This window comes from Flavobacterium panici (assembly GCF_024499525.1).
GTDB lineage: Bacteria > Bacteroidota > Bacteroidia > Flavobacteriales > Flavobacteriaceae > Flavobacterium > Flavobacterium panici.
On the sequence record NZ_CP100437.1, the window covers coordinates 1,089,465 to 1,114,432 of the forward strand.

Consider the following 24,968-nt stretch of genomic DNA (forward strand, 5'->3'; position numbering starts at 1 on the left):
ATTTTTCTAATCTTTTTGTTCTATTCTAAAACCTACGTCTGTAATACCTTCTAAAGCCTCGACTCCAGGAATTTTACCTGATTCCCTAACGGCTTGTTTGATATGAACTTTGTATTTTCCTTTAAACGTTACATTGTCTTTGTAAAAAAGCTTACTTTCTTTGATATCAGTAAAACCATTCCCCATCAATGTTCCATCCGGATTTGCCATTTGGTATTCTAAAGTATCCACTTTTGTGAAACCGCTTGGCGTTTCAATAGCCACAATTAAAAATAAATTATTGAAAGGATAATTGTTGTTATCTCTCAAATTTACAAACAAATTGTACTTTTTGGTAGAATCTAAAACTGGCAGGTCAAAGGTTACAATACTGTCTTTGTGCCAGGCACTTCCAACAGATTTGTACTCGTCGAATACTCTTTTTTTATCGCACGAAAAAAGAAGTACCGCCGCCAAAAGAAGAATCACGCTATTTTTTATTCTCATTTTTTGTGATAATTATAGGTTTTCTAGGTTCAGCTGGTTTATTTTCATTTGAAGCTGGCTTGTTCGAATTATTGTTTTTATTCGGATTCGGCTTATTCTTATGATTTGGTTTATTTGGGTTGTTTTGTTTGTTCTGCTGCTGATTCGGATTTGGATTTCCTCCCGCAGGTTTATTATTTTGATTATGTGCTTGTTTTGGTTTTTCAGGTGTCGCAACAGCTGCCGTTTCAGCATTTTGCTTTTTCTTGCGGTTTGGTTTTTTCTTTCTTTTTGGCTGATCGAAACGGGTTAAACTTTCCTGACCCATTGCGTTATTAAAGTCTTTTTCAGGCTCAGAAGTAACTTCGATTGCAAAATCTTCTAAAGAAGAAACTTTATTTTTTTGTTTGTTTTCGGCAATAATTTCTTTTACCTGATCAATTTTTAAAACGTGCCAGTTTGCAAAATTATTCGTGTAGGCAAACCACATTAATCCTTTAAAAATATCTTGTTTTTGGCAGACAGCATCTCCTTTTTCGGTTACCAATTTTGTATCGTAATCCGGAAAATCTTTCAATGCGTCCATGTAAGTATCTAACTCATAGTTCAAACAGCATTTTAGTTTACCACATTGTCCCGCTAATTTCTGCGGATTTAGTGATAATTGCTGATAACGTGCTGCAGATGTATTTACACTTCTAAAATCTGTAAGCCATGTTGAACAGCAAAGTTCTCTTCCGCAAGAACCAATTCCGCCTAAACGAGCCGCTTCCTGACGGAAACCAACTTGTTTCATCTCTACTCTGGTACTGAATTCTTTTGCGAAATCTTTAATTAAAAGTCTAAAATCGACTCTGTCATTTGCCGTGTAGTAAAAAGTTGCTTTTGATCCGTCTCCCTGAAATTCAATATCAGATATTTTCATTTCCAGTTTATGCTGAATTGCTAATTCACGTGCGCGAACTTTCATTGGTTCTTCACGATCACGCGCTACAGACCAAATGTCGATGTCTTTTTGAGATGCTTTTCTGTAAATTTTAGGAACTTCGTTACTCTCCGGATTTACTCCTTTTTTCTTCATTTGAATTTTAACCAATTCGCCTGTCAAAGTAACAATTCCAATATCATGTCCTGGTGAAGCAACAGTTGCTACAATATCACCAATACTTAACGTTAATTTTTCTGAATTTCTAAAGAATTCCTTACGTCCATTTTTAAAACGAACCTCAACACAATCAAAAATCGCCTCTCCATTAGACGGGCTCATGTTAGAAAGCCAGTCAAAAACCGTCAATTTATTGCAGCTATCGGTGCCGCAAGTCCCATTATTTTTACAACCTTTTGGTGCGCCACCATCTGAGGTTGAACAACTTGTACATGCCATAATTATATATGTAGTGCCGCTAAAGCGCAGCTTAAGTTCATAAACGTTTGATCGGTAAAGATAGTATTTTTTTTATTTGGCTATTTATACATTAATTCTAAAGGGGTGTTAAAAGACTAAACAACTGATTATTAAGCGAAAATATTGTAATTGAATTGCCTATAGCACTTTGATTGTTTTGTTTTGAAATATTTAACTTACAATTTTATAAATTTTAAAACGTTATTCTTACTTCAATAAAAATTTAGAAATAACTTTGCACGCTTGTCAAAATTGTATTACGGTTGAGACAAAAAATTATGCAAACCAATATTTAAGATAATGATTGATTATTCAAACATGAAAACATATTTATTATTTATAGCAATGCTTCCTTTCATTAATTTGACAGCTCAAGTTAATGATAATAGAAAGGATACATTGTTTTTTAGCGTAGATAAGTATTACACTGTATCTCCCTCGATTGAATTAAAATTATCAAATGAGAATTACAACAAGAAACTGGCGTTCGAAAAAATGCAGTTTAGACAGACAAATACAGATGGTTATGTTTTTTTTAGCGGTGATTCTGTTGCAGCAAAAAACATTAAACCCAAAAATATAATCTCCATAAAAGATTATATTGAAAACAGAAAGTTTTATCATGACGGAAAATCTAATAAAATTGTGGACAAATGGAAATTAAAAGATTCTTTAACTGATAAATATGTGATTTTTTTTGATGATTGCAATCAACTAATACAGGCTAAAAGTTTAGAATATATCTCTTATTATCCTATACAGAAAGATTCGAAAATTATTGAGAATAAAAGAAAGGATACTCTTTTTTTTAAATTAGATAATAAATACATCTATGAATCTTATCCGGCAGTTAACCCTAAACGGTATTTATTAAAAGACAGCGGGACTTCTAAAAATGGGACTTTTTTCTTTGAAGAATTTGACGAGCAAACCAGGCCCAGATTCAAATCTAAAAAATCACTTGATTTAGAAAACTTTATACATTCAACCCGATTTTATAATGCAGAAAAGCAAATAATAGAAGATCGTAATCTCTCGAACTATTTAAGCAATTATATCATTTTTCTAGACAAAGAGGTCGAAAACAAACATGATTATATTCAGATTAAGCCTTCTGTAACAATAGAATAATTCTGGAGATCAAGCAATTCTAAAGAAGCATCAAGGATTAAAATAAATATTAAAAAACCCATATTTGTAAATAACAAATATGGGTTTTTCATTTTTATATACTATTTTCCTAAGTTTCTTTGACTGTAATAATCTTAACCGGACAGGCTTTTGCTGCCAATTCGCAACTTTCTACAATTGTATGATTAGGAGATTTTAATGTAAAAAAGCCTTTTGCATTTACAGAATGAATCAAAACCGATTTCCCGTCTTTTTTTGACATCTGAAAATGTACCGGATTCATTTCGACACAGTAATTACACCCAATGCATTTATCTCTTTGTAAAGTAACAATAACCATTATGCCTCAACAATTTTATATAATTTGTCCGACATTCTGATTCTAAACGGAAGTTTAAAAGTACAATCGTCACCTTTTGTTGCTTTTTCAGCTTCAAGATCATTTACAAACATTTCGTCGATAATCATTTCCTGAGCACCAGTACTTGGACCTGTAACCAAAATTTTATCTCCAATTTTAATATCGTAAGCTTCAATTTTAAACTGACCAACATTGGCTTTTGGAAAATAATGTGTTCCTTTTCCAACATACACCTTTTTCTGTGTTGCTGCAGATCCCGGAATATTGCTCCATTCGCCTAATTCCTGACCCAGATAATATCCTGACCAGAATCCGCGATTGTAAACGGTTTCTAAAGCCTGCATCCAAACTACGATTTTTTCTTTTGTAAAAGTGCCTTCGTAATACGCATCAATAGCTTCGCGATACGTTTTGATAACTGTTGCCACATATTCCGGCGCGCGTCCGCGTCCTTCAATTTTTAAAACCTGAATTCCCGAATCTATAACCTGATCTAAGAAATCCAGCGTACATAAATCTTTCGGCGACATCATGTATTCGTTATCAAGTTCAATTTCAAAACCGGTTTCCTGATCTATAACAGTATATTTTTTTCGGCAGTTTTGTTTGCATGCTCCACGATTTGCCGATGAATTATGCGAGTGCAGACTCAAATAACATTTTCCTGAAACGGCCATACACAAAGCACCGTGACCAAAAATTTCAATTTCGACTAAATTTCCGTTTGGGCCTTTTATCTGTTCTTTTTCGATTTGAGCTGTAATGTTCCTTACTTGACGCAAGCTTAACTCTCGGCTTAAAACCATAGTATCTGCAAATAAACTGTAAAATTTTATGGTTTCGATATTGGTTACATTCAGCTGTGTTGAAATATGAACTTCCATTCCTATTGATCGCGCCATGGCAATTACAGCCTGGTCAGATGCAATTACGGCCGTAATGTTTGCTTCTTTCGCTTTATTCAATAATGTTTTTACAACTGATAAATCGTGATCGTAAATAATGGTGTTTAAAGTAAGATAGCTTCGAACATTTTTAGCTTCACAGCGATTCGCTATTTCTTTTAAATCATCAATGGTAAAATTAACCGTTGAACGCGCGCGCATGTTGAGTTGTTCTACTCCAAAGTAAATAGAATCTGCACCATTATCTAGTGCAGCCTGAAGTGACTCAAAGCTCCCTGCGGGAGCCATGAGTTCAATTTTGTTAGTAAGTGTCATTTTTATTGTATTTTTTTTGCTAATGGTTGAAACCATTGGCAATGATTATAGCGTGGTATTTTTTATTCTTTTTCAAGATAACCGAACTCAACTTTAGAAGATGTCTCCTCGTTGTCGATATTCATTGTATTCCTGCGATTGAAACCGCAGGCTATGTTTTTCTTTTGCGCATGTTATTTCAATATAGCCCGTGGTTTCAACCACGGGAAACGCATTGTTACGCATTTTATACTCGTTAACAATTGAAATCGTTGGCAATGATTATAGCGTGGTATTATTTATCGTTTTCAAAACAACGGAAAGTTCAACTTTACAAGAAGTATTTTCGTTGTGGATACTCTTTGTGTTCCTGCGGTTGAAACCGCAGGCTATGTTTTTCTTTTGCGTATGTTATTTCAATATAGCCCGTGGTTTCAACCATGGGAAACGTATTGTTACGTATTTTATACTCGTTAACAATTGAAATCGTTGGCAATGATTATAGCGTGGTATTATTTATCGTTTTCAAAACAACGGAAAGTTCAACTTTACAAGACGTATTTTCGTTGTGGATATTCATTGTGTTCCTGCGGTTGAAACCGCAGGCTATGTTTTTCTTTTGCTTATATTATTTCAATATAGCCCGTGGTTTCAACCACGGGAAACGCATTGTTGAGCCAAGTCGTTAAGTCAAGCAATCATTTATCTCCCAACCCATGCAATTTTATAAATTCATCAAATTCATCTTGACCATTTTTCTTAAGATGATGTTGCTTTTGATTTTTAATGTAATTGTAAGCAGCATCTAACTGGGATTCGCTGACAGAGAATGCCGCAAAACCAGTTTGCCAAGCAAATTTTTCAAGGATAAATTCTCCTCTATTCATAAAATGAGAAGAACTTCCTTTAATTTGCTTAACAATATCTGAAACAGTTTTTTGTGGATTTTGTAAAAATAAGACATGCACATGATCTGGCATTCCATTGATGATTCTAACGGGACATCCAAGTTCAGTCAGCTCTTGCCAAATAAAATCATACAATGTTTTCTCAATTGAAAAATCAATTAATTCCTGACGATTTTTGGTTGCCCAAATTGCATGAGTCCATAATTTGGTATAGGATTGTGACATAAATAAATTAGCATAAAATTTATGCTAATTTACTATTTTGTACAACTTATCTGACAAACGAATACGAAAAGGAACCTCAAAAGTAACCTTATCACCAACTTTAGCAGATTGGGTTTCTGCGCCATCAACGATAAATTTATTTAAAACCATTACCTGTTCACCAGTTGTCGGCCCGGAAATTAAGATTTTATCACCGCTGTTTAACTCTTGGTTTTCAATAGTAAATTGTCCCACTTGTGCTTTTACATAATAATGCTCTGCTTTTCCAAGAAGTACTTTTTTTACTTTTACTTTTTGACGAATATCAACTTGTTTTTCGGCTGCCGCCAAAGCTGTATTTGGCAATTCGCCTGAATGTTTGAATTTTAGATTCTCCGATTTACCTTTTCTAAACACTTTGTTTCCAACTTGTTTTCCAGTTCTTAAACGAACCTGATCAACCAAAGGCATATGAATAATTTCTAAACATTCTGTAGAACAGCAGTTTTCCATTGCAGCTTTACAATCATCACATTGAATAAACAATAAATGACAACCGTCATTTTCGCAATTTGTGTGATTGTCGCAAGGTTTTCCGCATTGGTGGCATTGTGAAATAATATCATCTGTAATTCTTTCACCAAGACGATTATCAAATACAAAGTTTTTCCCGATAAATTTGCTTTCTAAACCTTCTTCTTTAAGTTGTTTAGCGTAATTAATGATTCCGCCTTCTAACTGAAATACGTTTTTGAAACCTTGGTGTTTAAAATAAGCACTAGCTTTTTCACAGCGAATTCCTCCAGTACAATACATTACCAGATTTTTATCCTCTTTGTGATCTTTAAGCTGATCATTAATTATGGGTAAACTCTCTCTAAATGTTTCAACATCTGGAGTAATCGCATTTTTAAAATGTCCAACTTCACTTTCGTAGTGATTTCTAAAATCAACCACAATCGTATTTGGATCATCAAGAATCTCGTTGAATTCCTTAGCTTTCAAGTGAACGCCTATATTAGTTACATCAAAAGTATCATCATTCAAACCGTCGGCAACGATTTTGTGACGCACTTTAATAGTCAATTTTAAAAACGAATGGTCATCATGTTCTACAGCTTCATTTAAACGAATGCCTTTCATGAAATCATAAACTTCAAGAGTTGCTCTAAAAGCCTCCAAATTTTCTTCAGGAATACTCATTTGAGCATTAATTCCTTCATTGGCAACATAAATTCGGCCTAAAGCATCAAGTGCGTTCCAAGCTAAAAATAAATCATCACGAAATTTTTTGGGATCTTCAATTTTGGCATACGCATAGAAAGACAACGTAAGACGTTGTTTACCTGCATCATCGATCATGATTGCTCTTTCTTCTGCGCTCAAAGTGTTGTACAGTTGCATGCTATAAACAGTTTTAAGTTAAGAATATATAATCGAATTCTATTTTCTGAGTGAATTCGGGCGCAAAGGTAGGTTTTTCTTTTCGATTTCAAAAAACAATTAACTAACCCTGTTTTAAACCGTATAAGTGATATAAGTTCATTTAATTTTTTGTTTTTGGATGTAGTTTTTACATATTTTATTTTGCAACTTTATTGCGTTAGTAAAAAATAAACACTGCTTATCAATACGTTATGAAAATTTCACTAAATTTATAAGGCACAATTTTAACATTTATGATTATGAATGCTTTAAAACTACCCAAACCACTCTTCCCAATTCTTTTACTTTTAATAATTTTCATCTCTTGTAAAAAAGAAAAACCGAAAGCCCCTCCTCCCATGCAGGCGCCTTTTGTAACCGTCAAGAGTGAGGATGTCCCCATTTACAAAGATTTTGCCGGACAGACTTTTGGAGATTTAGACATTGAATTAATCGCCAGAGTTGACGGAATTCTAACTGGAATTCATTTTAAAGAAGGTCAGCGCGTTAAAAAAGGGCAATTATTATACACCATTGATCCGCTGGAATACGATACAAAAGTGGAACAAGTACGTGGTCAGGTTGCCGCTGCACAAAGTAATTTAGTGAATGCCGAAGAAGAATTAAAACGAATTCGGCCGCTTGCAGATATGAACGCTGTTAGTAAAAGAGAATTAGACGCGGCTGTAGCCAAAGAAAAAGCAGCCCGATCAAACTACACCAGTGTTCAGGCAAGTTTAAAAAATCAGCAGATAGAAAGAAGCTATGCCAATATAAAATCACCAATCGACGGTGTTATTGGTCTTTCGAATGCCCGATTAGGAGATTATATTACCAAAATTGGAAATGAGTCTAAATTAAACACCGTTTCAAAACTAGAAAAAGTCAGAGTTCAGTTTACCGTCAGCGAATCAAATTATCTGCAATATCAAAAACAAGTCAAAGACGGAGAACGAATTACTGATCTTCAACTTATACTTTCTGATGGAAGTACACATCCATACAAAGGAACTCTCAATTTCTCTGACACCAAAATAGACCCAACAACCGGAACCGTAACTATCGAAGCACAATTTCCAAATCCGGAAGGAACTTTACGATCCGGACAATTTGCTAAAGTCCGTGTTTTACTCCGAACCCAAAAAGATGCGATTGTAGTTCCTCAAAAAGCCGTAACCGAAATTCAGGGATTATTCCAGGTTTCTATTATTGACGATAAAAACACCATTCAAACCCGAATGGTTGAAGTTGGACAGAAAATTGGAGTTGATTGGATTATTACTAAAGGTTTAAAACCCAACGAAAAAGTCGCCATTATTGGCAATCAGTTTATTCAGCCTGGATCAACAGTAGTTCCAGTTCCCTACGTAGCCGAGAAAGATAAAAAGCAAATTGCATCATCTCTAAACAACTAGGCTATGGATAATTTCTTTGTAAGACGACCAATCGTTGCAATCGTACTTTCCATATTTATAGTTCTTATTGGAGGACTTTCGATTCTGTCAACGCCCATTGCACAATATCCCGAAATTGCCCCGCCTCTCGTTCAGGTTTCTACGAGTTACCGCGGAGCCAATGCGCTAAATGTGGAGCAAGCCGTTGCAACACCTATCGAACAAAAAGTAAATGGTGTCGAAAATATGCTTTACATGCAGTCGACGAATACTGGAGACGGAAGTATGACGCTTTCGATCACTTTTGATATGGGAACAGATTTGGATAATGCAACAATGTTAACTCAAAACAGAGTTGCCGAAGCGACCAACAAACTCCCAAACGATGTAAAAACAACCGGAGTTACAACCAAAAAGTCATTATCAATGCCTATGCTGATTTTGTCTTTGTATTCTCCTAACAAAACTTTCGATAATAACTTTTTGACCAATTATGCGAGCATTAATCTTGTAGATGCGCTCGCTCGTATTAAAGGTGTTGGAGAAGTTACACTTTACGGAGGAAGTAATTATGCCATGCGAATTTGGGTCAAGCCCGATATTATGGCCAAATACAACTTAACAGTTCCCGATATTATTCGATCTATTCAGGAACAAAATGCCATTGCACCCGGAGGAAAATTTGGCGCTCCGCCAGCAACACAAAACAATGAATTTACGTATAACGTAATGCTGAAAGATCGTTTGGTAAATCCAGAAGATTTCGAAAACATCATTTTAAAATCAAACATCAGCAATCAGCAGGTTCGGTTGAAAGATGTTGGAACAGTAACACTCGGAACCGAAAGTTATGCTTCGGTTGCCAAACTCAATGGAAATCCCGCAGGAACTATCGGAATTAAACAAATGCCGGGTTCGAATGCTCTTGAAGTTGCTGAAAACGTAAAAAATACGATTGAACAACTCAGTAAAAGATTTCCTCAGGATTTAAAATATGCCGTTTCTCTAGATACGACTTTAGCCATTTCTGAAGGAATTAACGAAATCATGCATACTTTAGTGGAAGCCATTATTCTCGTAATTCTGGTAGTTTTTATCTTTCTGCAAAACTGGCGTGCGACCTTAATTCCGCTTTTAACCGTTCCAGTTTCCCTGATTGGGGTATTTATGCTGTTTCCGTTACTCGGATTTTCGATAAATGTACTTTCTCTTTTAGGATTGGTTCTCGCCATTGGGATTGTCGTCGACGATGCCATTGTAGTTGTTGAAGCTGTAATGCACCATATTGAGCAGGGAATGTCACCGAGAGAAGCGACAAACCAAGCCATGCGTGAAGTTTCGGGACCAGTAATTGCGATTGCGATTGTTTTAACTGCCGTATTTATTCCGGTTGCATTAACTCCGGGAATTACCGGAAGATTGTATCAGCAATTTGCTATTACAATTGCTATTTCCGTGATTTTCTCTGCATTAAGTGCTTTAACTTTAAGTCCGGCTTTATGTTCATTATTACTAAAACCTAATCAGGAAGCAAAAGGCTGGCTCGGGAAATTCTTCAAATGGTTTAATGTTAAGTTTGGAAATTTCACCAATAAATACACAGGGTTTTCAGGTTTCTTAATCAAGAAAACAGCCCGAAGTTTAATTTTTATCGGAATTGTAGTTGGAGCCATTATTCTTTTGGGAGGAAAAATTCCGGGCGGGTTCGTTCCCGAAGAAGATCAGGGTTATATGTTTGTCAATATTGAACTTCCCGGAGCTTCTTCTTTGGAAAGAACTAGTAAAGTCATTCAAAAAGTAGAACATATTTTATCTAAAAATCAGGGCGTTGAATATTACACTTCGGTTGCCGGATTCAGTTTAATCAAAAACTCGGTTGCCACCAATAACGGATTTTTCTTCGTGGCCTTAAAAGAATGGAAAGAACGTGAACAAGATGTTTTCCAGATTTTAAAAGAAGTCAATGGAAAAGTAGTTTTCGGAATACCCGAAGCGACGGTTTTTGCTTTTGGGCCTCCGCCGATTACGGGAATTGGGAACGCCGCCGGATTCTCGATGATGCTTCAGGATAAAGAAGGAAACACACCACAATATCTTTTCCAGAATGCCCAAAGGTTTATGGCTGAAGCTAAAAAAAGGCCTGAAATTGGAACGATTCGAACGACCTTCAATCCAAATGTTCCTCAGATTAGTCTGGATATTGATCGAGAAAAAGTTTCAGAACTGAATCTTTCTTTATCCGATGTCAATCTTGCCATTGGTGCCAGTTTGGGAGGACAATATATAAACGAGTTCAATAAATTCGGACGACAGTATATTGTTTTACTTCAGGCAGATCCAAGTTTTACTGTAAATCCCGAAGATATTAATAAAATTTTCGTTCGAAGTCGGGATAACAAAATGATTCCAATTACGAGTATTGCGACCATTCGAAAAGAAAGCGGGCCCGAATTTACAACGCGTTTTAATTTGTATCGTGCCGCAGAAATTGGAGGAACGCCCGCGCCCGGATTTACTTCGGCGGAAGCCATGAAAGCATTGCAAGAAACCGCTGCAAAAGTGTTGCCTGCCGGAATGGGCTACGAATGGGCGAATATGAGTTATCAGGAAAAACAAGCCGAAGGAAAAGGGAATACCGTTTTTATCATGGCGCTGTTTTTCGTGTTTTTAATTCTCGCCGCACAATACGAAAGCTGGAAATTACCTTTCAGCGTTTTACTCGGAACTCCTTTTGCCGTTTTTGGTGCTTTCCTCGGATTGTATCTCTGCAGATTATTAAGTCCCGATTATGTAAATAATGTTTTTGCGCAAATTGGTCTCGTAATGCTGATTGGATTGGCTGCCAAAAATGCCATTTTGATTGTAGAATTTGCCAAAGAAGAATATGAAAAAGGAATGCCGGCAAAAGAAGCCGCATTGTACGCCGCCAAATTACGTTTTCGACCAATTTTAATGACAGCTTTTGCTTTTATTTTGGGAGTTGTTCCGTTGTTAACGGCGAGCGGAGCCGGAGCACAAGCCAGAAAAGTAATGGGTATGACGGTTTTTAGCGGAATGCTTGTCGCTACCATTTTAGGTGTTTGTCTGATTCCGGTGTTATTTGTATTTATTGAAACATTCGGAAAGAAAAAACCGGAGGAAATCGATGAACCTAAAGACGAAGAAAAATGAAAAATCTAAAAATACTTTCAGCGTTATTTTTGATGGTTGTTTTTCCTTACGGATGCATGGTTGGACCAAAATATGTCAAACCCGAACAACCTCAGGCAGATACTTTTCGTTTTGGCGATCAAACCAGAGACACAACAAAATCTGTTACCACCATAAAATGGTCATCGATATTTAACGATGATGTCTTAATTGGTCTGATTGAAAAAGGAATTCAAAACAATTACGATCTTAAAATTGCTTTGGCACGTTTAGAACAAGCAAAAGCTAATCTTGGAATCGCAAAAGCTGATTTATTTCCTGCTTTTCAATATTCCGGTCAGGTAAATAGTGCCGAAACTTTTATGCAGCCTTCATCGGCATTCGCCAATATGTCTTGGGAACTGGATTTCTGGGGTAAATACCGTCATCAGAATAAAGCGTTGCAAAATGAACTTTTAGCAACCGATGAAGCCCGAAAAGTAATTCTGTCAAATATTGTGAGCACTATAGCTATTTCTTATTTTGAATTGCGGGATTTTGATAACCAACTGGAAATTACGACACATACATTAGAAACCAGACAGAAGGCGTACGACATTATTAACGAACGTTTTATAAGCGGTTATGTTGCCGAATTGGATAAAGTACAAATTGAACAGCAGGTTGCAATTGCCGAAGCGAATATTCCGTTAATCAAAAGACAGATTACGGCTCTGGAAAATTCGATTTCGATTTTAGTCGGACAAGTTCCACAGCCAATTCAGCGTGGAAAAACGAATAGTGAATTGTTGATTTTAACGACTTTTCCAACTTCAGTTCCGTCAGCTTTATTAGAAAACAGACCTGATGTAAAACGTCAGGAATATTTATACAAAGCGGCTTATGAGAGAATTGGTGTTGCGCAGGCATTGCGTTATCCGTCATTTAATATTGCTGCCGTTGCAGGTTTTACCAGTATTATGGTTGGAGATTTATTTAACGATGGTTCGTATATGCAGAATGTTGGTGCAGGCGTTACCGGTCCAATTTTTAACTTCGGAAAAAACAAACGCCGCGTTGATGTCAACCGACAAATTGCGGAAGAAGTAAAATTCAATTTCCAGAAAACGTATTTAACTGCAATTGCCGAAGTCGAAAACTCCCTTCAAAATGTGGCTATGTTTAAAGAGGAATGGACAGCCAGAAACCGACAGGTTGTTGCTGCACAAAAAAACTATGATCTTTCAAATGCGAGGTATTACAATGGTTATGTTTCGTATTTAGAAGTTCTGGATGCGCAGCGATCTTTGTTTGAAGCGCAATTAAGTCTTTCCCAATTAACCCAAAAACAATTAAGTTCAATGGTTCAATTATATAAAGCCCTTGGCGGAGGATGGAATTAGTTTTTTTGAGGCTCAAAGGTACTGAGTGGCAAAGGTTCAAAGGTTTTTTTAAGTTGCTAAGATTTGAGACGCTAAGATTCTAAGTTTTTTTCTTTTATATCTAGTTATCATTCCGTAGGAATGTTTCATCGGTAGAAAAAAATAGCGATCGCCCATATTTTCGTTCCGTAGGGACGTTTGATATTATCAGATTATAAAAACGATACCAAAATCAAATGTCTCTACGGAACGTAAAACAATGATAACAATATAATTTTCTACCAACGAGATGTTCCTAGGGAACAAGGAAATATATAAATTTAAAAGAGGGGTGTTTCAAAATTGAAACACCCCTCTTTTAAATCTTTGTACCTATGTACCTTTTCTACTTTGAGCCTAAACCTCAGAATCTTAGCCCCTTAATTAGCAGAATTCGTTAAACGCATCTTGCAAGTTTTCAGCAATCATTTCAGCTGGACGACCTTCGATGTGGTGACGCTCTAACATGTGAACCAATTCTCCGTTTTTGAACAAAGCCATAGATGGCGATGATGGAGGAAAAGGAAACATGTGTTGTCTTGCAGCATCAACCGCTTCTTTGTCAACACCAGCAAAAACTGTAATAAGGTGATCTGGTTTTTTAGCGCCTTCTAAACTCATTTTTGCTCCCGGACGTGCATTTCTTGCAGCGCATCCGCAAACAGAGTTCACAACAACTAAAGTGGTACCTTCAGCTTTGATAGCATTTTCAACAGCTTCGGCACTATGTAAATCTTGAAACCCAGCAGCTGTAAGTTCAGCCTGCATTGGTTTTACCATTTCTTCTGGATACATATTTTTATTCTTTTAAATTTTACTTTTGAACTGCAAAGTTACAAAGTTTACTCGCAACTACTTAATTTGAAGTATAAAGTTTTGTTATAGTTCGATATAAAATTCTAAGCCTTGTATTTCAGAATATTTAAACTGCTGCTTGTTTTACTTTTTTCTCAGGAAATTGATAATTATATTGTTTTAAATGTCTGTTTCTGCCTCGCATTTTACGTTTTGTCGTCAAAACCGTTTCCTTATCCTGTTCAGAAATCTCAATAGTTGAAAGATAATTACTTACAAATCTTTTAAGAACTTCTATATTATCGACTTCTATAGAATATATCGTTTTTTTACCTTCATATTTTATCTCGACCAGATTTGCTTTTTTTAATTCAAGTAAATGTTTTGATATTGTGGATTGTGCCAAAGGAATTAAATCAACTATTTCACCGCAAGTTCTATTATCTTTTCTCCATAAAAGGGTCATAATTTGAATTCTTGTTGGATGCCCGAGTGCCTTGCAAATCTTCCCTATTGCTTCTGTTTCTATATCAAATTTTAAATTCTTTGTAGTTCCCATAATCCTCTTCAATTTTTCAAATACAAAATTAATTGGCAGGTCATCTTTTGAATCGCTTCAAAAAGTCATAAAAACAGAACAATAAGGTATTTTTTATGCGTTCACATCACAGTTCTCAAAGTATGCACTACTTATTACGATAAAAAAATTAGAATAAGATGGCCAGCAGATTTTACAGATTTAGACTATGCACGCTGAGTTTTTATCTTAACTGAATAAAACTCTAAACAATGCCTTTATAAAAGGCAATTTTGGACATTTTAAAATCACTTGAAGGTCTTCAAATAAATTGGTTTCTTCATCTAAGAATTTAAAAATCAATTGGGGATTTCCTTTTTTGAATAAAGAAGAAAAAATAGAACTTCCTAATTCATTATGATGATACAGGATATCTAAAAGCAATAAATCATAAAACCAGAATCGGCTTTTTTTATGAAATGCCTTGATATTGAACGATTCCGGGATTTTTGGAGAACTATTATCACTAAGAAACTTTACTAATTCTGAGGATTTTTTATCTGAATTTTTGAAAGTATAACCCGTACTTGCTTTTGTCCATCCGCCGGCAGTTCCAATGTTTAAAACACGTTTAGTGTTTTTCTTCCAAAATGGATAAGAAGTCATTGGAATACTTCCCTGCTCCTTTTCGATAATTTCAAATTGGTGTGTTCCGAGTTTTTGCAAATAGATTTGAATTTCATTTTCGTATTCTTCCGTAGGAAGCAGTTTCTCCGAAAACAAAGTATATTCAACCAAAGCTTCAGTTTTAGAAGTTGGCAAAACATACATAAATCTTGTATTCCCTTTTTGTTCTACCGAAAAATCCATGAAAATAACTTCTTCAGGATTGAAAACTTCTGATTCTGATTTTACAAACCAACCCACAAAATGCTGCTGTAAAACCGGATATTTCGGTTGACTTTCGGCGAAAGCCTTTGTATAAATACTGTTGAATAAATAATTACAGGTATATCTGTTTTGTTCTGTACCAACAAAAACATGCGTTTCGAGTTCGTTTATGTCGGTTACTTTTTCATTTACAAAAGTAATATTCGGTTGATTTGAAATAACATCGAAAACGAAATTATAAAAATCTAATCCATTGATTTTATTATAGGTATAGGGTTTTAATTGAAGATCTCGTTTAAAGTTTTCATTAGCAAACAAAGCCAAATCCCATTTTTCAGAGATAATCGGATTCCAAATTGAATCTTCCTTTTCCCAAAAACACCAGGTTCTGTCATTTGTTTTCTTCGAATCCTGATCTAAGAGCAAAATTGATTTATCAGAGAATTTTCCAGATAAAACCATTTTATAAACTGTCATTAAAGACGCCAGTCCGGTTCCTGTAAAAATGTAATCGAAGTGTTTAATTTGCGAAGAATTCATTCTCAAAAATAAGAAAATTTATTCTTTCAGTTTTTCTAAAAGAAGGTTAAAATCCTTTGGACTCAAATAATTGCTATACTGCAGTATAATCTCATTTTTCTCATTCAATATGCATAAAACCGGATATACAATTTGCTTATTAATTGTTCCGAGTTGTAAAGCCAGTTCTTGAACACCCACATTATTTCCTGAAGGTTTGTAGTTAAATATCTGATTCTTAAAAGTAATATCTCGCTTTTCTTCGGCATTCAAATCAATGAAGTAGAAATCTGAGTTTAGTTTTTCGGTAATTTCCTGGTTTTTAAATGTCGTTGCTTTCATTCGCTGGCAAAACTGGCACCAATCGGTATGGATGAAAACGATGATTTTTCGTTTTTGAATTTGTTGCAAGCTATCTACTTCTTCAAAAGTGTTGCTTTTTAACTGGCAGAATCCTGTTGAAGTTATTCCGAAGAAGAAGATTAGGAAAAATAGCTTTTTCATTTTGTTGTTTTTTAGCCCACAGATTTTACAGATTATTATGTCTTTTCGTACCATTAAACTGGACTGAAGTCCAGCCCTACAACATAGTTCGTTGCGTTGGAACTTCAAGAGCCATAGGCTCGATTCATATTGTAGAGCTGGACTTCAGTCCAGTTTAATTATGAATTGCATTATTGTCGCCCATAAATTTACCTCAAAGTATATCGCAACCCAAAAAAACCACGAATAGTCTGGTTTTGCCCATAAACATACGTTGTATCAAAAGTTAATCCGTATGGATTATCCGGAGTCCTCAGTACTTTTCCTGCCGCATCGTATTGCACATTTTTATCAAAAGGATCATTCGTTCTCGAAATCAAAAACGGATTATTCTGCTTTGGAGTAAAGTTCAGCAAATTTTTGACACCTCCGTAAAGTTCAAAATTTTTCCAGCCTGTGTATGTAAACTGAATATTCTGAATGCTGTACCAAGGCGAATTCGGATTTCTCGGATCGTATTCATTCAGCAAAGGCAGTTTCATTGGACTGTAAACATTTCCGGTATAATCCAGCAATAAATTCCAAGGTTCTATTTTATAAGATACACTCCATGTTCCTGTGAATTTTTCAGTTAGAAAAGGTCTTTCTGAAATTCCGTCCTGAACATTTTTATTGTCTAAAACCGTTGCTCCCAAAATAAACTTTAAACCATTGGTAAAATTAACATCGACATTTGTGCTGATTCCCTGACTAATAGCATAACCATCAATATTATCATAAATGATTTTATTAGGATCAGTTTCGTAATCTGAAATGATTTTATTGCTGAAACGGGTATAAAAAGCCGTCGTTTCAATTCCTATAAAAGTTCCGTTATTAAGATTTATTTTCTGAATATAATTCAAATTTACGTTTACAGATTGTTCCGGTTTCAAATCATTTTTAATTACAACTTCTCGTGAACCAGTAAGCGCTGCGTGATCTTCGGTAAATAAATTCACAACCCTAAATCCCGTTCCGGCATTTAATCTGAAAATTGTGTTCTCATTTGCTTTAAAGCGATACGCAAATCTGGGTGTAAAAATAGAACCGTGGATAGAGTTATAATCGTAGCGAGCTCCCAGCAAAATCTGGCTTTTTGGCGAAAACGTAATTTCATCCTGAACAAAAATCCCCGGTAACCAGGTACTTTCAGCATCTTTTGTTGCCGGAGTATTGTCGTCATAATACGAATATCGATTTGCAATTCCGGCAAGTAAATCATTACGGCCAATCTTTTTATCCCAAGTCAATTGCAGAAAACCAATTTTTTGATTCGCAATGAATGATGTTGTTCCGTAACGACTGTCCTGATAATGCACGTTTCCAGAGAAGGAAAGCATTAGTTTTTCTTCAAACGGCAATTGATAACTTCCAATTAATTCTGCTCTTTTAGTATAAATGCTTTCACCATAAATTTCGTCTCCTCCTCGGTATTTTTTCTCCCAGCGAACATCGCCGCCCCAGCGATCTTCATACATTCCACGTGCTGCAATCGTAAAAAGACGATTATTATTTCGATGAAAATTCCATTTATTAAAAACCGAAATACGGTCAGAAAGCGTTACATCAGTAAAATTATCATGATCTTTATCAATAACCTGATTATAGCTGAAATAATTAATCCCTAAAAGAGAAGTTGCTTTCTGTCCAACATTAAACTTCATTCCCAAATCAAGATTGTTTTCAAAATAAGTCGTTGTAAAATAATCCGCAGAAAACATTGGAGCATTTGTTGGGTTTTTGGTGATAATATTAATCAAACCTCCAACGGCCTCACTTCCATACAGAGACGAAGCTGGGCCTTTTACTATTTCTATTCGTTCCACCAAAGAATTCGGAATTCCGGATAAACCATAAACTGTCGAAAGACTGCTTACAATTGGCATTCCGTCAATTAAAACCAACGTATACGGACCTTCGAGGCCGTTAATATGAATATCGCCCGTGTTACAAACCCCGCAATTGAGCTGCGGCCGAACGCCGTTTATATTTTGAAGTGCGTCATAAATACTTGGTGTTGGATTTTTTTTGAAGAAAACCGGTGAATAAACCTCAACCGGAACGGCGCTTTCTAAACGTTTCACCGGTTTTAAAGTTCCAGAAACAACTACTTCGTTAAGCTGGTTTTCGTTGTCTTCTAAATCAATATCAAGATTTAGGTTTTGTCCTTTTGTAATTGAAAACCTTTGAGTCACGGGTTTGAATCCTGTCGAAGTTGCCTGGATTTTTCCTTCTTCAATACTAACATTTTCAAAAACATAATAACCTAAACTGTCTGAAACTGTTTTTTGTTTTGTTCCTAATAACTGAATATTCGCGGCTTGTAATTTTTGTCCGTTGCCAGTTATAAAACCAGAGATTTTAGAAGTTTCCTGAGCAAAAGAAAAGTGTAAGTTAAATAATATCAATATCCAAATTGAATTTTTCATCGTGGTAAAATTAATTTTAGACAAAACTAAAAATTAAATTTGACAAATAATCATTTTAAATTTAGAAATTTATAACTTTAGTTATGTCAATATGTTATATTTCTATTTGCTTTAAAATCTAAAGAGAAATAAAACAAGTTCAATAGCGTCCAGCTTTAGCTGGATGAAAATATAAACGAAACCAATAGGCTTTAGCCAAACCGATACGATTTGGCTAAAACCTGTTTCGATTCAAATCTAATTCCCCTAGCTGAAGCTAGGGGCTATTAAACTTTATAAACTTCAAAATCCTCGTCAATAAGATCTTTATTAATTACAGCTCCGGCAAAAGATCCTGTAGAAACCGCAATGGCCACAGATCGCATTTGAGTGGTACAATCTCCGCTCGCATAAATACCGACAATATTTGTTTTTTGCATAAAATCAACTTTTAGCAAACCTTGTTCGTTTATGTCACAACCCAAATCTTGTGGTAATGGACAATGCTGTTCAAATGGTGGTCTTGCATAAATGGCTTTGACTTCAACTTTTTCCTGATTTTTGAAGATAATGTTTTTGACATATCCTTCTTTGTGTTCAAAGGAATCTATTTCTTCTTCAAAAATTTGAACTCCATGTTTCTTAAGTATTTCGGTTTGTTCTAAAGTCAAAGTTGATTTTCCGTTCGTGCATAATCTCAAATCTTTTGTCCAGTTCGAAATCAGTTTGGCAAAATCAAATGCCATTTCGCCATTGGCAATAATAGCTGTTTTTTCATTTTTAACTTCATAACCATGGCAATACGGACAATGTAGAACCGATATTCCCCAACAGTCAGCAAAACCATTAATTTCGGGAAACAGATCTTTAATTCCGGTTGCAAACAGGATTTTCCTTGAATTGAAAGTTTCACCAGATTCTGTTGAAACTTCAAATCCGTTTTCTTTCCCTATCGCTTTTACAGCTAGTCCGTTATAAAAATGAACCGTTTTATAGAGATCCACTTGTAATTTGGCTTTCGCCGAAATCACTGCGGGCTTTTCACCATCTTGTGTAATAAAATTATGCGAATGCGGCGTTTGTCGGTTACAAGGCAAACCGCTGTCAATAATCAAAACCTGACGAAGAGAACGTCCTAAACTCATTGCAGCAGATAATCCGCTGTAGCTTCCGCCAATGATAATCACATCAAAATTCTTCTGTTCCATAACTAATACTTTTAATGATTTTGTTTTTTGTGTAATTTGTAATTAATCAAATGCCCGATGATCATCCCGATTCCGCCAAAATAAATCAGGTCCAGATGAATCTCTAAGAAGATTTCAGTCAAAATACTAATCCAGATTAAACTCATTGAAACAATCAAAATTGACGAAACCAAAAGACTTGATTTTTTCGTAATTTTGAGAATTGCAAATAAGCCTATCGAAGCAAATACTAAATCGATAATTGGATTGTGACTTATGCCCAAAGGAAGGATTGTTAAAAGTGGAAAAATCAAACAATGAACCAGGCAGATCGTCGCGCTCGAAATTCCTAAAATATCGTAAAAGGATGAGGTAGTTTTCTTCATTTCTTGTACATTTGCTTAATGCAATTTTGTTGCAAATATACACATTAAAATCAATTGCAACATTGTTGCGTTAAATTTTTTAATTCAAAATAAAATGAAAGCTACACGTAACACTACAGCAAAGACAGCCGTTTTAGAGGTTTTTGAGAAATCTAAAACAGCACTGTCCCACACCGAAATTCAAAAACAATTGAACGATGTCTGCGATCGCGTTACTATTTATAGAATTTTAGATCGTTTGGTTAACGACGATATTATTCATAAAATTTCGAATCTTGATGGAACAGTAAAATATGCAAAATGCAATCATTCACATCAAAGAGTACACATTCATAATCATGCTCATTTTAGTTGTGAGAACTGCCATGAAATTACTTGTCTCGAAACTGTAAAGCCAAGTTATATTATGCCTCATAATTATAAAGTAAACGAAATAAACTTTACCCTTTCGGGATTATGTCCAAAATGTTTGAATTCTAACATTTAAGTTTTAGACAAGTCTAAAAATATTGTTGAGCGAATATAATTTTTCAATATATTTGGTAAATCAATATATTAGAAATGACTAAATCATTAGAAGAAGTTAACCAATCGGTTGCTACAGAACATAAAAAAACAGGTTTCAGGAAAATATTAGCCTTTTTAGGCCCGGCATATTTAGTAAGCGTTGGTTATATGGATCCCGGAAACTGGGCCACAGATATTGCCGGTGGAAGCCAGTTTGGCTACACTTTAGTCTGGGTTTTATTAATGAGTAACTTAATGGCTTTGCTTTTGCAGAGTTTAAGTGCAAGACTTGGAATTGTAACGCAGCGCGATTTAGCGCAGGCTTCCAGAGAAACCTATTCAAAATACATCAACTACATTTTATACTTTCTCGCCGAAATTGCAATTGCAGCCTGCGATTTAGCCGAAGTTCTGGGAATGGCGATTGGAATTAATCTTTTATTCGGAATTCCACTTTTTGAAGGCGTTTTGATTACCGTTTTAGATACTTTCCTTTTACTCTTCTTAATCAATAAAGGAATTCGTAAAATGGAAGCTTTTATTATTGTTTTGGTCGCCATTATTGGATTTTCTTTCATTTTCGAAATGATCTTTGCAGAACCTGAAGTTCCAAAAATCCTTGCCGGACTTATTCCTTCTATTCCAAATTCAGCTGCTTTATATATCGCAATCGGAATTATTGGAGCAACTGTAATGCCTCACAACCTTTACTTACACTCATCTTTGGTTCAAACCAGAAAATTCGATAGAAGTCCAGCCGGAATCAAACAGGCTTTAAAATACAATTTTATAGATTCGACAATTGCCTTGAATTTGGCTTTTTTTGTAAATGCTGCGATTTTAATTCTTGCTGCCGCAACTTTCCACAAAAATGGAATGTTTGAAGTAGCCGAGATTCAGGATGCGCACACATTTCTGGAACCATTATTAGGAACGAAATGGGCTCCAATATTGTTTGCAGTTGCTTTAATTGCCGCGGGACAAAGCTCAACTGTAACCGGAACACTTGCCGGACAAATTGTGATGGAAGGTTATTTGCACTTGCGTATTCAGCCGTGGGTTCGCCGAATCATAACGCGTTTAATTGCGATTGTGCCTGCTTTAATCGTTATTTGGGTTTATGGTGAAAGTGTAACCGGAAAGCTTTTAATTCTAAGTCAGGTGATTTTGAGTTTACAATTAGGATTCGCGATTATTCCGCTGATTCATTTTGTCAGTGATAAATCAAAAATGAATGGTTTTCATATTTCGAGAACTACTCAGGTTGTTTCCTGGATTATTGCAGCTATTATTGTTTCATTAAATGCAAAGTTGGTTTATGATGAAATTACATCGTGGCTTGCAAGTTCAAGTCATCCAATAATTTTATGGCTTACGGTTGTGCCGCTTGCTTTTGCTTTTTTAGGCTTACTTCTTTACATTGTTTTTAAACCTTTTATTGCTAAAGCCAAATCAAAAACTATAAATCATTCGCCTCATAACCTGAAACTTCATTTTTCTCAAAAGAAAACTCAGGAAGTAAAAAACATCGCTGTTTCTGTGGATTTTTCTCATGCCGATGAAGCTGCACTTAATCATGCTTTCGAATTAGGCGGAATGGATGCAAAATACACTCTTATACATGTTGTCGAAACAGTTGGTGCCTTAATGTATGGAATTCACATTCATGATCACGAAACTACAATTGATGAAAAACTATTATTAGAGTATAAAAAAATGCTTTCAGAAAAAGGATTTAACATTGAAACAGAGCTTGGTTTTGGAAAACCAAACAAAATAATTCCGGAAATCATCAACAGCGGTATTTTCGATATTTTGGTAATGGGAACCCACGGCCACACTGGATTAAAAGATATTCTTTTTGGTACAACGGTAGATAAATTGAGACATAAAATTTCAATACCTTTGCTGATTGTTAAATAAAATAGTTCTTTTTAGAGGGACAAAGGTTCAGAGGTGCAAAGTGACAAAGGTTTTCTCTCAATCTAAAATCTAAAATCAACACTCTAAAATCTAAAACCGAATGACCTTTTCAGAAGAAAATTATCTAAAATCTATATATCACTTAACGGCGGCTTTAGAAACTGAAGTTAGCACGAATGCCATTGCAGAAATCATGGAAACAAAAGCTTCTTCTGTAACGGATATGCTTAAAAAACTGGCTGATAAAGATTTAGTAAATTATAAAAAATACCAAGGTGTTTCGCTAACCGAAAACGGAAAACTGGCTGCTAAAATGATTGTTAGAAAACATCGTTTATGGGAAGTTTTTTTGGTAGAGAAATTAAACTTCAGCTGGGATGAAGTTCACGATATTGCGGAACAGTTAGAACATATCAAATCTGAGCAATTGATTAACCGTTTGGATGATTTTCTTGGAAATCCTACAGAAGACCCGCATGGCGACCCGATTCCGGATGCTAATGGCCGAATTATTAAAATTGAGAAACAACTGCTTTCTGAATTATCAGAAAATCAAACCGGAGTTTGTGTCGGCGTAAAAGATACTTCTTCAGAGTTCTTAAAATATCTGGATAAACAAGGAATCGCTTTGGGTTCTAAAATTGAATTTCTTTCTAAAGAATCCTTCGATTTATCGGTAAAAATTAAGGTTGATGGGAAGGAATTGTCTATTTCTAATAAAATTGCTTCTAACTTGTTTGTGAAGCTGGTTTAGCGAGTTATTTCACAGAGATTCGCGAAGAAGTTTCGCAGAGATACACTAAGATTTTATCTTTTGTCAGGCTGAGCGAAGTCGAAGCCCGCAAAGTGATTCAGTAAACGAGGCTTCGACTTCGCTCAGCCTGACAACTCAGATATCTATTTCTAAAAATTATTATTTAAACAATTCCCTTTTCAACCATTTCCAGCATAACCGGCGATGCATTTTTAAATGTCGGTGGCTGCTCGATAATACTTCCTGCATTCTTTTTGTTTACTTTGAAAGTAACATCGTTATCTGTAGTAAATAAAAGTGCAGTTAGAAACGGTTTTTTGATATAAGAACCTAAAACCAATAAAGCCTCATCTAAAGTGTGAATGCTTTCGATTTCTTCTGTTTTATAGCGAGTAGTTAATGAAATCGAGAAAGTATTGTCTTCATTTAAAACCAATCTGAAATAAATATTTTTGATTTCGGTATCGCCCATAGTTTTAGCCAAAGTCAGTTTTGCGAAAGTTCCAGCTTGAATACTTTCTTTAACTCGTTCACAAAAAAGGGCAAATATTGGTTCGTACATTTTTTTTAAGTTGCTAAGGTTCTGAGATCCTGAGATTCTAAGTTTTTATAATCTTGTCTATTATTTTGCGCAAAGATTTAGCAAAGTTACACAAAGATTATATAAATTTTCTTTGTGTCCCGATAGCTATCGGGACTGTGCTATCTCTGCGCAACTTTGTGGAATAACTTATTTTCCTGTAAATTCAGCTTTACGTTTTTCTAAAAATGCTGAAGTTCCTTCTTTAAAATCCTCCGTTCCAAAACATTTTCCGAACGATTTTATTTCAGTATCGAATCCGTTTTTGCCATCTTCAAAATTAGCATTGATTGCTTTAATTGCTTTTGCAATCGCAAACGGAGCGTTTTTAATGATTTTTTGAGCAATTACGTTTGTAAACGATAAAAGTTCTTCCTGCGGCACTACGTGATTTACTAAACCGTATTGTTTTGCTTCTTCTGCAGAAATCATCGCTGCGGTCATAATCATTTCCATTGCACGGCCTTTCCCCACTAATTGTGGCAAACGCTGTGTTCCACCGTAGCCCGGAATCAATCCTAAAGTTACTTCTGGCAATCCCATTTTTGCATTGTCTGAAGCTATTCTAAAATGACACGCCATTGCCAGTTCTAATCCTCCGCCTAAAGCAAAACCATTAACAGCTGCAATAACTGGCTTTTTAAGGTTTTCGATATAATCGAATAATAATTCCTGACCTTCGGCTGCTAATTGTGCGCCTTCAACAACTGTATAGTTTGCAAATTCTGAAATATCTGCTCCGGCTACAAAAGCTTTTTCTCCGCTTCCGGTTAAAATAATAACGCGAACATCGTCACTTTTCCCTAATAGCTTAATGGCATTGCTCAAATCGCTAATTGTCGATTTGTTTAAAGCATTCAGTTTTGTAGGTCTGTTTATAGTGATTGTGGCAACTTTTTCCTCAATAGAAATTAATATATTTTCGTAGTTCATG

The 24,968-nt window shown here is 35.3% G+C and carries 22 protein-coding genes; 7 read left to right on the plus strand and 15 right to left on the minus strand.

Annotation, left to right across the window (positions count from 1 at the left end; translation table 11 throughout):
• Positions 1–6: 6 nt before the first annotated feature.
• Positions 7–486 carry a gliding motility lipoprotein GldH gene (locus NLJ00_RS04940; RefSeq protein ID WP_053473118.1) on the minus strand — a complete coding sequence of 160 codons (480 nt, stop codon included), beginning with the start codon at positions 484–486 and terminating at the stop codon, positions 7–9.
• Positions 470–1,849 (minus strand): PSP1 domain-containing protein, encoded by a 1,380-nt coding sequence (locus NLJ00_RS04945; RefSeq protein ID WP_180856156.1) that lies wholly within the window; start codon positions 1,847–1,849, stop codon positions 470–472. Before NLJ00_RS04945 ends, NLJ00_RS04940 begins: the two co-directional genes overlap by 17 nt.
• Before the next feature lie 339 nt (positions 1,850–2,188).
• Between NLJ00_RS04945 and NLJ00_RS04950 the strand changes: the two genes are divergently transcribed.
• Positions 2,189–3,001, plus strand: coding sequence for a hypothetical protein (locus tag NLJ00_RS04950; RefSeq protein ID WP_256636442.1), 813 nt, complete (start codon positions 2,189–2,191; stop codon positions 2,999–3,001).
• Between the two features lie 109 nt (positions 3,002–3,110).
• On the opposite strand, the gene NLJ00_RS04955 is transcribed toward NLJ00_RS04950, so the two are convergent.
• The 4 genes from NLJ00_RS04955 to trhO all read right to left on the minus strand — a co-directional run bounded on the left by NLJ00_RS04955 (position 3,111) and on the right by trhO (position 7,077).
• Entirely contained in the window at positions 3,111–3,341 is a 231-nt protein-coding gene (locus NLJ00_RS04955) for a ferredoxin (protein WP_256636443.1), read from the minus strand.
• On the minus strand, positions 3,341–4,582 hold the full coding sequence (locus NLJ00_RS04960; protein WP_256636444.1) for a peptidase U32 family protein: 1,242 nt from the start codon (positions 4,580–4,582) through the stop codon (positions 3,341–3,343). The genes NLJ00_RS04955 and NLJ00_RS04960 overlap by 1 nt, the downstream gene beginning before the upstream one ends.
• Before the next feature lie 677 nt (positions 4,583–5,259).
• On the minus strand, positions 5,260–5,694 hold the full coding sequence (gene tnpA, locus NLJ00_RS04965) for an IS200/IS605 family transposase (RefSeq protein ID WP_180856161.1): 435 nt from the start codon (positions 5,692–5,694) through the stop codon (positions 5,260–5,262).
• Positions 5,695–5,718: 24 nt separating this feature from the next.
• The gene (trhO, locus tag NLJ00_RS04970; RefSeq protein WP_180856163.1) at positions 5,719–7,077 is read right to left on the minus strand and encodes an oxygen-dependent tRNA uridine(34) hydroxylase TrhO; all 1,359 of its coding nucleotides are present in this window, start codon (positions 7,075–7,077) and stop codon (positions 5,719–5,721) included.
• Between the two features lie 281 nt (positions 7,078–7,358).
• Here trhO and NLJ00_RS04975 point away from each other — a divergent pair, with 281 nt between their 5' ends.
• The 3 genes from NLJ00_RS04975 to NLJ00_RS04985 are packed head-to-tail and all read left to right on the plus strand — an operon-like array spanning position 7,359 to position 13,024.
• Positions 7,359–8,513, plus strand: coding sequence for an efflux RND transporter periplasmic adaptor subunit (locus tag NLJ00_RS04975; RefSeq protein WP_180856165.1), 1,155 nt, complete (start codon positions 7,359–7,361; stop codon positions 8,511–8,513).
• Positions 8,514–8,516: 3 nt separating this feature from the next.
• Positions 8,517–11,663: an efflux RND transporter permease subunit gene (locus tag NLJ00_RS04980; RefSeq protein ID WP_256636445.1), complete on the plus strand. Its 3,147-nt coding sequence runs from the start codon at positions 8,517–8,519 to the stop codon at positions 11,661–11,663.
• Positions 11,660–13,024 carry an efflux transporter outer membrane subunit gene (locus NLJ00_RS04985; protein WP_256636446.1) on the plus strand — a complete coding sequence of 455 codons (1,365 nt, stop codon included), beginning with the start codon at positions 11,660–11,662 and terminating at the stop codon, positions 13,022–13,024. The genes NLJ00_RS04980 and NLJ00_RS04985 overlap by 4 nt, the downstream gene beginning before the upstream one ends.
• Positions 13,025–13,426: 402 nt before the next feature.
• Here NLJ00_RS04985 and NLJ00_RS04990 read toward each other — a convergent pair whose 3' ends face one another.
• From NLJ00_RS04990 to NLJ00_RS05020, 7 genes are all read right to left on the minus strand, one after another.
• Positions 13,427–13,837: a BrxA/BrxB family bacilliredoxin gene (locus tag NLJ00_RS04990; RefSeq protein WP_053473127.1), complete on the minus strand. Its 411-nt coding sequence runs from the start codon at positions 13,835–13,837 to the stop codon at positions 13,427–13,429.
• Between the two features lie 127 nt (positions 13,838–13,964).
• Positions 13,965–14,396, minus strand: a complete 432-nt coding sequence (locus NLJ00_RS04995) for an ArsR/SmtB family transcription factor (protein ID WP_053473128.1) — start codon at positions 14,394–14,396, stop codon at positions 13,965–13,967.
• Positions 14,397–14,603: 207 nt separating this feature from the next.
• Positions 14,604–15,785 (minus strand): lycopene cyclase family protein, encoded by a 1,182-nt coding sequence (locus NLJ00_RS05000; protein WP_256636447.1) that lies wholly within the window; start codon positions 15,783–15,785, stop codon positions 14,604–14,606.
• A gap of 18 nt (positions 15,786–15,803) precedes the next feature.
• Positions 15,804–16,268 carry a thioredoxin family protein gene (locus NLJ00_RS05005; RefSeq protein ID WP_256636448.1) on the minus strand — a complete coding sequence of 155 codons (465 nt, stop codon included), beginning with the start codon at positions 16,266–16,268 and terminating at the stop codon, positions 15,804–15,806.
• 188 nt (positions 16,269–16,456) lie between these two features.
• Positions 16,457–18,718 carry a TonB-dependent receptor gene (locus NLJ00_RS05010; RefSeq protein ID WP_256636449.1) on the minus strand — a complete coding sequence of 754 codons (2,262 nt, stop codon included), beginning with the start codon at positions 18,716–18,718 and terminating at the stop codon, positions 16,457–16,459.
• Positions 18,719–18,984: 266 nt separating this feature from the next.
• Positions 18,985–19,905 (minus strand): NAD(P)/FAD-dependent oxidoreductase, encoded by a 921-nt coding sequence (locus NLJ00_RS05015; protein WP_256636450.1) that lies wholly within the window; start codon positions 19,903–19,905, stop codon positions 18,985–18,987.
• 11 nt (positions 19,906–19,916) lie between these two features.
• Positions 19,917–20,270 carry a MerC domain-containing protein gene (locus NLJ00_RS05020; protein WP_053473132.1) on the minus strand — a complete coding sequence of 118 codons (354 nt, stop codon included), beginning with the start codon at positions 20,268–20,270 and terminating at the stop codon, positions 19,917–19,919.
• A 94-nt stretch (positions 20,271–20,364) separates the two neighbouring features.
• Here NLJ00_RS05020 and NLJ00_RS05025 point away from each other — a divergent pair, with 94 nt between their 5' ends.
• From NLJ00_RS05025 to NLJ00_RS05035, 3 genes are all read left to right on the plus strand, one after another.
• On the plus strand, positions 20,365–20,757 hold the full coding sequence (locus NLJ00_RS05025; protein WP_053473133.1) for a Fur family transcriptional regulator: 393 nt from the start codon (positions 20,365–20,367) through the stop codon (positions 20,755–20,757).
• Positions 20,758–20,831: 74 nt separating this feature from the next.
• Positions 20,832–22,700 (plus strand): Nramp family divalent metal transporter, encoded by a 1,869-nt coding sequence (locus NLJ00_RS05030; RefSeq protein ID WP_053473134.1) that lies wholly within the window; start codon positions 20,832–20,834, stop codon positions 22,698–22,700.
• Positions 22,701–22,800: 100 nt separating this feature from the next.
• Complete coding sequence (locus NLJ00_RS05035; protein WP_053473135.1) at positions 22,801–23,454, plus strand: metal-dependent transcriptional regulator; 654 nt, start codon at positions 22,801–22,803, stop codon at positions 23,452–23,454.
• A gap of 163 nt (positions 23,455–23,617) precedes the next feature.
• Here NLJ00_RS05035 and NLJ00_RS05040 read toward each other — a convergent pair whose 3' ends face one another.
• Both NLJ00_RS05040 and NLJ00_RS05045 read right to left on the minus strand, forming a co-directional pair.
• Positions 23,618–24,016, minus strand: coding sequence for a hypothetical protein (locus NLJ00_RS05040; protein WP_053473136.1), 399 nt, complete (start codon positions 24,014–24,016; stop codon positions 23,618–23,620).
• A gap of 168 nt (positions 24,017–24,184) precedes the next feature.
• Complete coding sequence (locus NLJ00_RS05045; RefSeq protein ID WP_053473137.1) at positions 24,185–24,967, minus strand: enoyl-CoA hydratase/isomerase family protein; 783 nt, start codon at positions 24,965–24,967, stop codon at positions 24,185–24,187.
• Position 24,968: the final 1 nt, after the last annotated feature.